The organism is Agrobacterium tumefaciens, assembly GCF_005221385.1.
Lineage (GTDB): Bacteria > Pseudomonadota > Alphaproteobacteria > Rhizobiales > Rhizobiaceae > Agrobacterium > Agrobacterium tomkonis.
The window spans coordinates 88,547-101,106 of sequence record NZ_CP039904.1 but is presented as its reverse complement, the minus strand read 5'-3'; the positions used below and the strand labels follow the sequence as shown (position 1 = coordinate 101,106).

The 12,560-nt window shown below is 58.7% G+C and carries 12 protein-coding genes; 7 read left to right on the top strand and 5 right to left on the bottom strand.

From position 1 onward, the window contains the following. The first annotated feature begins 98 nt into the window (after nt 1-98). From CFBP6623_RS15680 to CFBP6623_RS15660, 5 genes are all read left to right on the top strand, one after another. Nucleotides 99-1,388, top strand: a complete 1,290-nt coding sequence (locus CFBP6623_RS15680; protein WP_046800418.1) for an ABC transporter substrate-binding protein — start codon at nt 99-101, stop codon at nt 1,386-1,388. Between the two features lie 81 nt (nt 1,389-1,469). Then, the gene (locus CFBP6623_RS15675) at nt 1,470-2,348 is read left to right on the top strand and encodes a carbohydrate ABC transporter permease (RefSeq protein WP_225245840.1); all 879 of its coding nucleotides are present in this window, start codon (nt 1,470-1,472) and stop codon (nt 2,346-2,348) included. Then, the gene (locus CFBP6623_RS15670; RefSeq protein WP_046800420.1) at nt 2,341-3,216 is read left to right on the top strand and encodes a carbohydrate ABC transporter permease; all 876 of its coding nucleotides are present in this window, start codon (nt 2,341-2,343) and stop codon (nt 3,214-3,216) included. The genes CFBP6623_RS15675 and CFBP6623_RS15670 overlap by 8 nt, the downstream gene beginning before the upstream one ends. Nucleotides 3,217-3,304: 88 nt before the next feature. After that, the gene (locus CFBP6623_RS15665; RefSeq protein ID WP_046800421.1) at nt 3,305-4,378 is read left to right on the top strand and encodes an ABC transporter ATP-binding protein; all 1,074 of its coding nucleotides are present in this window, start codon (nt 3,305-3,307) and stop codon (nt 4,376-4,378) included. Nucleotides 4,379-4,652: 274 nt separating this feature from the next. Beyond that, nucleotides 4,653-5,024: a hypothetical protein gene (locus CFBP6623_RS15660; RefSeq protein WP_046800422.1), complete on the top strand. Its 372-nt coding sequence runs from the start codon at nt 4,653-4,655 to the stop codon at nt 5,022-5,024. Here the strand turns inward: CFBP6623_RS15660 and CFBP6623_RS15655 are convergent. From CFBP6623_RS15655 to CFBP6623_RS15635, 5 genes are read right to left on the bottom strand one after another with little or no spacing between them, the layout of a single operon-like run. After that, nucleotides 5,021-5,287: a hypothetical protein gene (locus tag CFBP6623_RS15655; protein ID WP_137002550.1), complete on the bottom strand. Its 267-nt coding sequence runs from the start codon at nt 5,285-5,287 to the stop codon at nt 5,021-5,023. The two genes, CFBP6623_RS15660 and CFBP6623_RS15655, sit on opposite strands and share 4 nt — an antisense overlap. Nucleotides 5,288-5,332: 45 nt before the next feature. Next, a complete protein-coding gene (locus CFBP6623_RS15650; protein WP_046800423.1) occupies nt 5,333-6,109 on the bottom strand; it encodes a sugar phosphate isomerase/epimerase family protein in 777 nt (258 codons plus the stop codon). After that, on the bottom strand, nt 6,106-7,122 hold the full coding sequence (locus CFBP6623_RS15645) for a hydroxyacid dehydrogenase (protein ID WP_046800424.1): 1,017 nt from the start codon (nt 7,120-7,122) through the stop codon (nt 6,106-6,108). Before CFBP6623_RS15645 ends, CFBP6623_RS15650 begins: the two co-directional genes overlap by 4 nt. Beyond that, nucleotides 7,119-8,996, bottom strand: coding sequence for a DUF2264 domain-containing protein (locus CFBP6623_RS15640; RefSeq protein ID WP_046800425.1), 1,878 nt, complete (start codon nt 8,994-8,996; stop codon nt 7,119-7,121). Before CFBP6623_RS15640 ends, CFBP6623_RS15645 begins: the two co-directional genes overlap by 4 nt. Continuing rightward, on the bottom strand, nt 8,989-10,053 hold the full coding sequence (locus tag CFBP6623_RS15635; protein WP_046800426.1) for a LacI family DNA-binding transcriptional regulator: 1,065 nt from the start codon (nt 10,051-10,053) through the stop codon (nt 8,989-8,991). Before CFBP6623_RS15635 ends, CFBP6623_RS15640 begins: the two co-directional genes overlap by 8 nt. 111 nt (nt 10,054-10,164) lie before the next feature. Between CFBP6623_RS15635 and CFBP6623_RS15630 the strand changes: the two genes are divergently transcribed. Together CFBP6623_RS15630 and CFBP6623_RS15625 are read left to right on the top strand one after the other, a co-directional pair. Then, nucleotides 10,165-11,457 (top strand): ABC transporter substrate-binding protein, encoded by a 1,293-nt coding sequence (locus CFBP6623_RS15630; protein WP_046800427.1) that lies wholly within the window; start codon nt 10,165-10,167, stop codon nt 11,455-11,457. Nucleotides 11,458-11,616: 159 nt separating this feature from the next. Beyond that, the gene (locus tag CFBP6623_RS15625) at nt 11,617-12,546 is read left to right on the top strand and encodes an ArsR/SmtB family transcription factor (RefSeq protein ID WP_046800428.1); all 930 of its coding nucleotides are present in this window, start codon (nt 11,617-11,619) and stop codon (nt 12,544-12,546) included. The last annotated feature ends 14 nt before the right edge of the window (nt 12,547-12,560 follow it).

The window sequence follows — 12,560 nt, the reverse complement described above, 5'->3', positions numbered from 1 at the left end:
TGTTTGCGATCAGTGTTCCCATGTAACCAATTAGTTATAAAACGGCAAGTGTCGTTTACGTTCATCATCAATTGGCAGTCAATAGGGAGGAGTTGCCAATGCCCATGATGCTTCACAGGAGAGGTGTGCTTTCAGCAGGGCTTGCGGCCCTGTCGCTTGCAACATTGGGAGGAGGGTCGGCGCAGGCGCAGGCCGCGCGCCTTCGCATGTTGTGGTGGGGGTCGCAGGAACGCGCCGATCGCACCAACAAGGCGATATCGGCCTATAAGCAGGTCAAGCCCGATCTCGACATTGCCGGTGAATTTGCCGGCTGGAGTGATTACTGGCCGCGCCTTGCCACGCAGGTGGCTGGCCGCAATGCGCCCGACCTGATCCAGATGGATTATCGTTACATCTTCGAATATGGCCGTCGCGGCGCGCTGGCACCCCTCGATGAATATATCGGCAAGGGCCTGAAGATCGAAGATTTCGGCAAGATGAACATCGATTCCGGTCGGGTCGACGGGAAGCTTTACGGCATTAATCTCGGCGTCAATTCCAGTGCCGTTTTCTTCGATCAGGCGGCCTGGGAAAAATCCGGCGCAACACCGCCGTCTATCGGCCAGACCTGGGAGGAGTTTGCCGAAAACGCCGCCAAGCTGAGCAAGAACAAGCCGAAGCCCGGTTATTACGCCACGGCCGATGCCAGCGGCGTGGAGCCGAGCTTTGAAAACTGGCTGCGGCAGAACGGCAAATCGCTTTATACACAGGATGGCGGCATCGGTTTCGATCCGACGGATGCGACCAAGTGGTTCACCCTGTGGGCGGATCTGCGCAAGAGCGGCGCCTGTGTGCCGGCCGATGTGCAGGCGCTCGACCAGCTCAATATCGAAACCAACCCGCTGACGACGGGCAAGGCGGCAACCGCATTCGCCCATTCCAACCAGTTCGTCGGGTATCAGAAGCTCAACAAGGCCAAGCTTGCCATCAGCTCCTATCCGAAGAGCACGAAGGATGGCCCTTCCGGCCATTATCTGAAGCCTTCCATGCTCATAAGCGTCGCCAATGGCAGCGCCGGCATCGAGCAGGCGGTTGGGTTCATCAACTTCCTGGTCGCCGACCCGCAGGGCATCGATATTCTCGGCGTCGAACGTGGCGTTCCGGCCTCGGAAGCCATGCGCAACGCGCTGACCCCCAAGCTCGATGAGGTCAGCAAGAGCATGGTGGAATATATTGCCGAGATTACCCCCGGCGTCGGCGATCTGCCGCCGGCGCCACCTCCGGGTGCGGGTGAGTTCGCCTTCGTCCTGAAACGCACGGCGGAAGAAGTTGGCTTCGGCAAGATTTCGCCGGAAGAGGGCGGTGACCGTCTCGTCAAGGAATCTGAAACCGTTATCAAACGGAAGTGATGGCGTATGGCATTTCGATCTGAAACTCTTGTGGGGGAGAGCCGTGGCGCGGCTCTCCCGAAGCGGGGCAGCGTGAGGCGGATGTTCGACCGCAATATTCACGCCTACCTGTTTCTCCTGCCCTGGCTGATCGGCTTCTTCGGCCTCACGCTGGGCCCGGCGCTCGCGTCGCTTTACCTGTCTTTCACCAATTACGACCTGTTGCAGTCGCCGGACTGGGTGGGGGCGGCAAATTATGTGCGCATCGCCACCGATGATCCGAAATTTGCAGCCGCCATGCAGGTGACTTTTACCTATGTGCTGCTGTCAGTGCCGCTGAAGCTGATCTTCGCGCTGCTCGTGGCGCTTGCCTTCAATCGCGGCATCAAGGGTTTGACGCTTTACCGGGCGATATTCTACCTGCCGTCGCTGCTGGGTTCCAGCGTTGCGATTGCCGTGCTCTGGCGCCAGCTTTTCGCCTCTGACGGTCTCGTCAACATGATCCTCTGGCAGGCTTTCGGTTATGAAGGGCCGAGCTGGATTTCCAATCCGGATTATTCGATCTACACGCTGGTCATCCTGTCGGTCTGGCAGTTCGGTTCGCCGATGATCATCTTCCTCGCGGGTCTGAGACAAATCCCGCAGGATATGTATGAAGCCGCCGAAATCGATGGTGCAAGCAAGGTGCGGCAGTTCTTCCGCATTACCCTGCCGCTTTTGACCCCGGTGATCTTCTTCAACGCCGTGATCCAGACGATCGACGCCTTCAAGGCCTTCACGCCCGCCTTCATCATTTCCGAAGGTACCGGCGGGCCGATCAACTCGACACTGTTCTACACGCTCTACCTCTATCAGGAAGCCTTTGGTTTCTTCCGCATGGGTTATGCCTCGGCGCTGGCCTGGATTTTGGTGATCATCATCTCGCTGTTCACGGCCTTCTCGTTCCTCAGCGCGAAATACTGGGTACATTACGATGACTGATGCTGTTACCGCTCCCCGGCCGGGACAAGGCCCGCAACGCACGCCGCTGAAATCGGTGATGCTCCACACGGCGCTGATCATCGCCTCCTTCGCGATGCTCTATCCGATCCTGTGGATGATATCAGGTTCGTTCCGGCCGCAGGATGAGCTGTTCGGCTCTTCCTCGCTCATTCCCTCGGCGGTCGATGTCGGCGGATATATTCGCGGCTGGACGGGGCTGCAGGTGAGTTTCGGGCAGTTCTTCTGGAACTCCTTCTTCATCTCCGTGCTCGCCACCATAGGAAACGTGGTCGGCTGCTCGCTCACGGCCTTTGCTTTTGCCCGGCTGCGGTTCGGCGGGCGCAATTTCTGGTTCGCGCTGATGCTCGGCACCTTGATGTTGCCCTATCACGTGGTGCTCATCCCGCAATATATCCTGTTTCTGGAAATGGGCTGGGTGAACACATCGCTGCCGCTGATCGTGCCGAAATATCTGGCGACGGACGCCTTCTTCATCTTCCTGATGGTGCAGTTCTTCCGCGGTATCCCGCGTGAACTGGACGAGGCGGCGGTCATGGACGGCTGCTCGCCCTTCCGCATCTACTGGAAGATCATGCTGCCGCTATCGCTGCCGGTGCTGGCCACGGCCGCCATTTTTTCCTTCATCTGGACCTGGGACGATTTCTTCGGTCCGCTGATCTATCTGAACGACATCAACACCTACACCGTGCAGCTCGGCCTCAGATCCTTCGTGGATTCCACCGGCAGCTCGGACTGGACCTCGCTTTTCGCCATGTCCAACCTGTCGCTGGTGCCGGTCTTCCTGTTCTTCCTGTTTTTCCAGCGGCTGCTGATCGAAGGCATCGCCACGACGGGAATGAAACGCTGAACGGAACCCGGATCGGGAACGCATTTTATAAGACCATCAACACTGTCGCGGCCGCCCTTGGCGCGGCGCGACAGTCGGGAGAAACAGCATGGCAAGCAGCATTACTCTGGAAAAAATCGTCAAGCGGTTCGGCGCTTTTCCGGTCGTTCACGGTATCGATCTGAAGATCGAGCCGGGTGAGTTCACCGTTTTTGTCGGCCCCTCGGGCTGCGGAAAGTCCACGCTTTTGCGCATGATTGCCGGGCTGGAGGAAATCTCCGAGGGTGATCTTCGCATCGATGGCGAAAGGGTCAACGAAACAGCCGCCTCCAAGCGCGGCATCGCCATGGTTTTCCAGTCCTATGCCCTTTATCCGCATATGAGCGTCTACAAGAACCTCGCCTTCGGGCTGGAAACGGCGGGTTACAAGAAGCCGGAAGTCGAGGCGCGGGTGCAGAAGGCCGCCGATATCCTTCAGATCGGCCCGTTGTTGCAGCGCAAGCCGAAGGCGCTTTCGGGCGGCCAGCGCCAGCGTGTCGCCATTGGCCGGGCTATCGTGCGCGAGCCGAAAATCTTCCTGTTCGACGAGCCTTTGTCCAACCTCGATGCCGAACTGCGCGTGCAGATGCGCGTCGAAATCGCCAAGCTGCACCAGACGCTCGGCAGCACCATGATCTATGTGACGCATGATCAGGTGGAAGCCATGACCATGGCCGACAAGATCGTCGTGCTGCGTGACGGCCGCATCATGCAGGTCGGCCGGCCGCTCGATCTTTACAATAATCCGGCCAACCAGTTCGTGGCCGGTTTCATCGGCTCGCCGAAGATGAACTTCCTCTCCGCCAAAGTGATTTCAGGCGATAGTTCCAACCGCACCATCGAGGTGGCCGGGCAGCGCATCGTGCTGGAAAAGCCGGTTGCGGCCGGCGAAGGCGAACCGCTGACCTTTGGCGTGCGCCCTGAACACGTCAACCCGCAGGCGCAATCCTCGCTCGGCGAGGCTTCCATCCAGCTCGTGGAACATCTCGGCGGCTCGACGGTGGTTTACACCAATACCCCGGACGGCCAACCGGCCACCGTGTTGCTGGACGGCCAGCGCCAGATCCGCATCGGCGAGACCATTCCCTTTGCGTTCGATCTGGCCAAGACACATCTGTTCGGGGCGGATGGGCGGCGGATATGACACTTGTATCAACGTGTTGACGGCAAGGGGAAAAAAACTATTCCGTCATGCCGGCCTTGAGCTCGCATCCAGTGCTTCTGTGTAGCAAAAAAAGCCTCACGCGATCAAAAGCTTGCTCACCCTGGATCCCGGAGCAGGTCCGGGTTACGGAATATGGGTGATGACATCATTCCTTTGAACGGCCGCAAACTGCAATGACAGATGCGCTTGTAAAGTCCGATTGCAAAACAAGGCAAATCTCGTCAATTTGGAGGCATTGGGGCTGGAGAGATGAATGCGCGGATTATGGCAACGAGTGACATATTATCGTCATCTCAGCGAGTTTTGGTCGCTCAATAAGGCGCAACGGACGCCATTCATAGCAGTCTTTCCGATATGGGCGGTAGTATCATTCTGGTGGTTTATGATGGCAATGCCGTTCGTATTGCCGTATATTTTGCTGCAATCATACTCCGACGATATCGCAAAAGTTTTTCTGCTGATTGCTGGTCTCCCTATCCTTTTAGTAGTCGTGTTAGCTGCGCAATGGGTTTTCGGCTGGTACTGGATCGCAGCCATGCTAGTGAGCGGCCGGCCCGAGGCGGCAAGGAAGAAGCAACAAGCCTTGATGGATGCAATTGATGCTTATCGGGCGAGATTGTTCTAGTTTTCAGCTAGTCGCTGATGCTTGACGATTTGATAGAGATGATAGGCATCTATTTCTAGGTTCTGGCTATCCCATTCCACGCTCGCTCCATAATCGGCAATCGTTGCGGTTTTCCAGACATCCGTTGAAAGAAGTGGAGTTAGTAATTCTCCGCCGCTTGCTATCCATCCGGAGAGATCGACCGTTGATTGGCCGCCATCTGTCCAGTTGATTTTAAGAATGCCTGGCCGCTTCGTTACAATGTTTTTGATACGTGGTGTCATGGCGTGGTCTGTTTGTCTGCAGAGGAGCGCATAGGTCGGTCGGGTTTATAACCTATCAAGAATCTCGCGTAGCGCCACCGCATCTTCCGCAAACTGACCGACATCATCACCCCTGACGAATTCCAGCATCGCATAAGCCGTCTTCGTCCAGCCGCTCGCCTGCAACGCCTCGACGCACGACCGCCAATAATCCGCACGGTCGGCAAGCGGCAGGCGGCTGGTGTCGGCAAGCCATGCAAAGACGTGCAGATGGCAGATGCGTGAGCCGATTGCCGATATTTCAGCGAGAGCCTTTTCGAGCGGCAGGCCGGGTGCCGGCTGCCAGTAGAAAAACAGGTTAGGCACGGCCAAATCCTGCGCCAGTTGCAGGGTCGAGGGCAGGGTGTCCGTCAGTGAATTGGGGTGATATTCGAGGCCGATCGTCATGCCGTAATCTTGCGCATGGCGGGCGATCTCTGCCAGCGCCTCGGTGGCCCTGCGGCGCTCGGCGGGAGAGTAGTCGGTGGAGGGCCTTTTGCGTTGGCCCGGCCAGATACGGATATGGCCGGTGCCGAGGGCCTTGGCGGTTTCGAGAACAGCGGTCAAATCTTGCCGCGTAAAATCCGGCGCGAAGATGTAGGAGCCGTAGGAAGAGACGGTGAGGCCCGCTTTAGCGGTCCGCTCGGCCACATCCCTGGCGTTTTCGAGATCGCCTGGCGGCACATGGATATCCGCGCCCCACTCTATTGCCTTGATGCCGTTTGCGACGGCAAGGTCGATGACCGCCTGCGGCGACAGGGAGCGGAAGGTGACGGAGCAGAGGCCCGGCTCGAAAATTCTCATGCAATCAGTTCCAGATGTTCCGGCCGCACCTGCTGTTCAAGTGCCGCGCCCTGGCAAAAGCGTTCGATTTCCGCGATTGCCATGTCGCCCAGCCTGGCGCGTTCTAGGCCTACGGCGCCGGCGATGTGCGGCGTCAGGAAGACGTTGGGCAGGCTGTAGAAGGCGGAATCCGGCGGCGGCACTTCCGGATCGGTCACATCGATGACGGCTTCGATACGCCCGGTTTTTAGCTCAGTCAGCAGTGCTTCCTCATCCACCAGAGCGCCGCGCGCCGTGTTGATCAGGGTTGCGCCGTCCTTCATCCGGGCGAGTGCTTCCGCGCCGATCATATGCCGGGTCTGCGGCAGCGACGGCGCATGCAGCGAAATGACGTCGCTCATTGCCATCAGCGCATCAAGCGATACCAGCCGCACGCCAAGTCGCTCCGCCTCCGCAGCGCTTAAAAACGGGTCGAAAAGGATGATGTCGAGATCGAAGGGTTTCAGCAGATTGATAACCCGACGCCCGATGCGCGATGCGCCGACCACGCCGACCGTCAGGCCGAGATTGCCGATGGCCTGCGATTGCAGGTGATCGACGTTTTCCCGCCCGCGGTCGTTTCCATAAAGCCGTCGGAAGCTGAATACGCGCTTTCCGGCAAGCAGGATCATCGCCTGCGTAAATTCGGCGACCGGCTGCGCATTGGCCTCCGCCGCGCTGCACACGGTGATGCCGCGCTCAAAGACCGCCTGCGAGAGGAAATATTTCACCGTGCCGGCGGCATGGGAAATCAGTTTGAGCCTTGGCATCAACGCCAGTTCCCGCGCGCCGATATCGGGACAGCCCCAGCCGGTCAGGAGAATATCCGTCCGTTCCAGCTGGTCTTTTATCGATGGATCGTGAAAGTCGCAGATGCGGTTGATATCGATGATATCGACGCTCTGCGACAGTCTTTCTAGCGCCTGTGGTGTCAGCACATGCTGCGTCCGCTCCGGGTCCATGGCAAGGCTGAGACGCGGAAGCGGGTTCGTCATCGTGGCTCTCCCGTCGCCGCCATGCTGCTGACCGGGACGCCGTGTTCGGCAAACAGGCGGTCGAGCGCCCTGATGTCCGGGAGAACGGGAATAGCTGCCAGGGCTTTTTTGCTTTCAGGTCCGGCCAGCCCCACAAAGACGGCGCAGGCAAGCAGAGTTTCGCCGGCTGGAATGTCCCCGCGCAATTGCGGCACCGTGGTTTTGGCATTGACGAGGTTGGTATTGGGTAGCGCCTTCAGTGCGATGCCCTGGCGGGATATGACGGAGCCGAGATCGATGATCGCGGAAATGTCGGTGCCGCAATCAGCCGATGCGTGGCCGGCTGTCTCGGTTATGGCATCGCTGTCGCCGTCGTTGCGGTGGATGGCGAAGCCGCCTTCGGTGACGGAAAGCGGCCGGGCGGAGGTGATCCGGTGCAGTCGGATATGCCAGTCGCCGGCGGCAACCAGCGTCGTTTCAACCTCGACATCGGGGAACGCTTTCCATGTCGCCCGCAGGTTTTCCCCCGCCAGCAGAACCTTTTCGTTGGTTTCGCGCACCCGGTAATGCAAACCGTCTTCCGAGAAGGCCAGCATGTTGTCAAAACCATTGGTCCTGAAGCCGCGCTCATCCACCTCCACACCAAAACCATAACGGGAGGAATAGGCGAATTTGGCATATTTCTCCGACCCACCGCGCATCGACAGGGTTTCCTGCCCGCTGGAAAGTGCCGTGACGTTGCCTTTCGTTCGCATCATCACCATGCCGGGATGAAGAAGCGGCCGCGGTTTGGTGGAGGTTTCAGGCAACTTTTCTTCCGCCTGCCAGAAGGGGTGGCTTTCCGGCAAGGCGAGCGGCAGGAAGGCCTTGAAGGCCCAATAGGGAGAACCGGCCGAATTATAACTTTCCGACATGGTCAGCTGCGGATAGGCGTAACCGATGGAGAGAACGCCGTCGCGATCGGCAATCGGCTTTTGTGCCCACCAGCGCAGATGCTGCAGATAAAGCCCCTTGATTTCGCCCCAGGGCAGAGCCTCTTCATCGGCAAAGGCAAGGCCTGCCCAGAAACCGCCACAGGCGAAACGATAGGTCATGGACCGGCCGAAGGCCAGCGCCCCGCCATCCTCATCGAACCAGCTGGCAAAATCGCCGGCAAACAGGCGGGCGCGTTCGCGGTAACGTTCGGCGTAAGCATCACCAGGCTTGCTGAGTTTTGCGTAGATCAGGCCGTAAAAATGCATGGCGAAGGCGATATAGTGGTCGATGCGGCGATAATCGCCGTCCCGATACCAGCCGTCGGCAATGTAGAAACCGTCCAGCTCCGCCTGGAAGGTTTCCGTCAGGCTGCGGTCGAAATCTACGCCCAGATGATCGAGCGCCATGTCGACCATCACCCGGAAGAACTTCCAGTTATTGTCGGCATAATTGCGCTCGCGCGCCGTCAGCAGATAGCGGCGGACATTGTCTTTTTGCGCGTCGGAGAGGGGTTCCCAAAGATGTTGCGGCGCAAGCCGAAGCGCAAAGCCCAGAGCTGCAAGTTCCACCAGCCGCTGATCCTTCTGGCGCACGTCGCCCCAATAATCGGGATGGGCGGGATCGGTGCCGTTGGCGATGCCTTTCGCCAGAAGCGGCCAATGCGCAAAACTGTCGCCGCTGAGCGCCAGCGGCGCGATGCCCCAGAGCGGCCGGGCAAATCCTTCCAGATCGGCCGCCGCCCGGTCAAAATGCGCGGCAGTGCCGCTAAGTGTCACCCTTGCGCCGCTTTGCGAAAAATAGGGCAGGAGCGGTGCGAAACTGTCATCAAGCGCCTTTCTGACATCGGCGCGGGTTTTAAGCGGATTGCCATAGAGCGGATTGAAACGGGTCATCGGATCATTGTTTGCCGCATCATGCATTACGTATCGCCTTTCCCGTCTTTTTCGCCTGTCCGGCGGTCTGTCCTTCCACCAGCTGCACACCCAGCTGCACCTGCCGGGCATTGGCGGAAGGTTCCGTCAGCCGGCGGCGCATCAATTCCACTGCCTCGCGGGCAATCTCGCGGCGGTCGACGCGGATGGTGCTGAGGCGAGGGGTGGACAGTTCGGCAAAGGGCAGGTCGTCGAAGCCGATGATGGAAAGATCGTCCGGCACGGCAAGGCCAAGCTCCTGCGCCGCCCCCAGCGCGCCGAGCGCAATCGCATCATTCATGCAGAAAATGCCGGTCAGGTCAGGGTTCTTGGCCAGTAGCTGGCGAACCGCATCACCCGCCTGTCCGAAGCCGCTATCCACGGTGGAGAGCAGGAATTCCTCATAGGTCGTGCCTTCTTCCTCAAGGATGGTGTGGCGGAAGCCGCGCATGCGCTCGCGTATGGTGTGGCGGTGGTGCGGGCCGATATAGGCGACCTTGCGGTGGCCGAGTTCCAGAAGCCGCCGCGCTGCCATTGCACCGCCGTAAAAATTGGAGGGCGAAACACAATCCAGCGTCATCGAGGGGTCGGCGCTGTTGACCAGAACCGGCTGCAGCACACCCTGCGTGATGCGGTGGATGATCTCCTCTTCAGGGTCGAGACCGATGGCAAGAAGGCCGTCCGCTTCGCAGACCCGCTGTGTCAGGGCGTCATCCACCTGTTTCTGGTGCAGCAGCCGGATATCGAGTTCAAACCCGTCCGTCTGGGCAAGGCTGCGCAGCATGTCGAAAATATCGTGATAAAAAGCGCCGATATCGCCGGTTGCCCTTTCGGCGGACATCAGGGCTAGGACTTTCTTGCCCTCCAGCGGCACGCCGCCGGCCTGGCTGGTGACCGGCCGCAACGGATAACCGAGCTCCGCCGCAACCCCCAGAACCTTGGTCTGGATCGAAGCGCTGATGCCTTTTTCCCCGGCGAGAACACGAGAGACGGTGCTGATGGAGACACCGGCGCGCTGGGCGATATCCGACTGGCGCGGGCGGCTGATGTCGGGCGTATCGTTCATGTCGTCTCCTGCGCTTGCAAAAAAATCTATTATGATGCAAATATTGCAAATATAGAAAATTTGCAAGAATTAAGTAGTCAGTGAAAAATTTGCAAAACGCGGGAGGAGCAGATGCAAACTATCGACAGACGTGGATTTTTGGTGACGGCGGCGCTGGCCGGTCTTGGGGTTGCGGCGGGCGGTTTCCGCGCGCTGGCGGCCGAGACCCGGCTTCGTTGCGTGTGGTGGGGATCAGCCGATCGCAACAAGCGCACCAATGACGTCATCGCCCTTTACCAGAAGGCCGATCCGCAAACGGTGGTCAGCGGCGAAATGATCGCCGGCTCCGACTACTGGACCAAGCTTGCGACCTCGATGGCTGGACGCAATGTCGCCGATATCTTCCAGCTGGAACCATCCACCATCGCCGATTATTCCGGCCGTGGCGCCTGCATGGAACTAGATCATTTCGTCGGCTCGGCGCTTGATCTTTCCAGCTTCGGCAAGAGCGAGATCGATCTTTGCCGCATCGACGGCAAGCTTTACGGCGTCGGTCTCGGGCTTAATTCCTTCTGCATGATGTATGATGCCGAAGCGCTGAAGGAAGCCGGTGTTTCCATGCCGGAAGGGCAGATCACCTGGACGGCGCTTGCGGAACTGGCGCGCGATTTCAAGAAGAACGGCCCGGCGCGGCGCAATTATTGGGCCATTCCCTATGGTGCGCGTTATCATTACGTCTTCGATGTCTGGCTTCGCCAGCGCGGCAAGCTGCTGTTTCAGGATGGCACCATCGGCTTCAACAAGGAAGACGCCAAGGAATGGTTCGCCTATTGGGAGAAGCTGCGCGAGGACAAGCTCTGCGTTTCCGCCGATATCCAGACGCGTGATGACAATACCATTGAATCCAACGCCTTGACGCTTGGCAATTCCGCCACGGGTTTTGCCTATTCCAACCAGCTTGTGGGTTATCAGGCGCTCAACAAGAAAACGCTGTCCATCGGCATGCTGCCGGGTGAGGGGGCCGGCAAGCCGACCGGGCATTATTACCGGCCGGGACTTATCTGGTCCATTTCGTCCACCTCCACCAATCCGGAAGCGGCGGCGAAGTTCATCAACTTCTTCGTCAACGATCTGGAAGCCGGCAAGGTACTGGGCGTGGAACGCGGCGTGCCGCCGGCAAAGAAGGTGCGTGAGGCAGTATTGCCGAGCCTCAATGAGACTGAGCGCAAATCGGTGGACTATATCGAAAGCCTGTCCGGAAAGACCGATGCCTATCCGGAGCCCGCCCCCATCGGTGCCAATGAATTCGACCGTGGCGTGATGCGTCCGATTGCCGATTCGCTCGCCTTCGGTCGCGCCAGCGTGGATGAAGCGGCGCAGAATCTTGTCGACACCGGCACGCGGACCCTGCGCAAGCGCGGTTGACGACAAAGGGGCATCGCCACGTGGTCTCAAGGCTGCGTGGCGATGCCTTTTTCATGCCTTTAACTTTCAGATATGCCTGAACGATAAACAACACTGGACAAGTATAGGGTATTTAAGCCAGAAATCCTGATCTGGATCGATAAATCTGAAGATTAGAGAATGGCCCCCAATTTCCTCCTGGTTGATGCTGAAAAAGAATTCGATGTCCTGAAAGCGGCCGCTTCGTTGATCCGCGTGCAGATATTGAAGCTGCTGCACGAGACGAGCGGTCTGAATGTCAACGAGATCGCACAGCGGCTGGAATTGCCCCAGTCCACCGTTTCCGCCGGTGTGGCCGTTCTTGAAGAGGCGGGGCTGCTGCGAACCGAGACGCGCAAGGCGCGCAAGGGCAGCCAGAAAATCTGCTTCGCCACCTGCGACGAACTCATCGTTTCCTTCCGAAGGCCCGAGGCGCCGGCGGCCTCCAATTACATTGCGGTGGCCATGCCGCTCGGTCTTTATACCCAGAGTTCGGTGACGGCACCCTGCGGCATCTGTTCGCCTGATGGTATTATCGGGCTTCTGGATGTGCCCGATACCTTCATGGATCCTGATCGCATGAAGACGGCGCTCTTATGGTTGACATCCGGCTTCGTGGAATATCAATTCCCCAATAATGCCAAGATTCAGGGCCGAAACGTCGAAGAAATCGAGTTTTCGATGGAGGTCAGTTCCGAGGTGCCGGGAACGCACAGCAACTGGCCGTCGGACATAACCCTCTCTGTCAACGGCAGGGAAATCGGCGTGTGGACCTCGCCGGGCGACTTCGGTGACAAGCGAGGGGTGTTCACGCCCGATTGGTGGAAACTCTCCGGTTCCCAATATGGCATGCTCAAAACCTGGCGCATCACCGCGCAGGGAACCTATGTCGATGGCACCCGCATTTCGGATGTGACGCTGGCGGATATCGATCTGGTGAGCCATCGTTCCATCCGCCTGCGCATCGAAGTCAAGGCCGACGCGAAACATCCGGGCGGGCTGAATATCTTCGGCCGGGGTTTCGGAAATTACGATCAGGACATCGTCTTGCGCCTGCGCACGGCAGACTGAGCCTTCAAATTTTA

Coding starts and splice junctions, on each gene's coding strand:
- CFBP6623_RS15680 (WP_046800418.1), top strand. CDS start 99: ATGCCCATGATGCTTCACAGGAGAGGTGTGCTTTCAGCAGGGCTTGCG.
- CFBP6623_RS15675 (WP_225245840.1), top strand. CDS start 1,470: ATGTTCGACCGCAATATTCACGCCTACCTGTTTCTCCTGCCCTGGCTG.
- CFBP6623_RS15670 (WP_046800420.1), top strand. CDS start 2,341: ATGACTGATGCTGTTACCGCTCCCCGGCCGGGACAAGGCCCGCAACGC.
- CFBP6623_RS15665 (WP_046800421.1), top strand. CDS start 3,305: ATGGCAAGCAGCATTACTCTGGAAAAAATCGTCAAGCGGTTCGGCGCT.
- CFBP6623_RS15660 (WP_046800422.1), top strand. CDS start 4,653: ATGCGCGGATTATGGCAACGAGTGACATATTATCGTCATCTCAGCGAG.
- CFBP6623_RS15655 (WP_137002550.1), bottom strand. CDS start 5,287: ATGACACCACGTATCAAAAACATTGTAACGAAGCGGCCAGGCATTCTT.
- CFBP6623_RS15650 (WP_046800423.1), bottom strand. CDS start 6,109: ATGAGAATTTTCGAGCCGGGCCTCTGCTCCGTCACCTTCCGCTCCCTG.
- CFBP6623_RS15645 (WP_046800424.1), bottom strand. CDS start 7,122: ATGACGAACCCGCTTCCGCGTCTCAGCCTTGCCATGGACCCGGAGCGG.
- CFBP6623_RS15640 (WP_046800425.1), bottom strand. CDS start 8,996: ATGCATGATGCGGCAAACAATGATCCGATGACCCGTTTCAATCCGCTC.
- CFBP6623_RS15635 (WP_046800426.1), bottom strand. CDS start 10,053: ATGAACGATACGCCCGACATCAGCCGCCCGCGCCAGTCGGATATCGCC.
- CFBP6623_RS15630 (WP_046800427.1), top strand. CDS start 10,165: ATGCAAACTATCGACAGACGTGGATTTTTGGTGACGGCGGCGCTGGCC.
- CFBP6623_RS15625 (WP_046800428.1), top strand. CDS start 11,617: ATGGCCCCCAATTTCCTCCTGGTTGATGCTGAAAAAGAATTCGATGTC.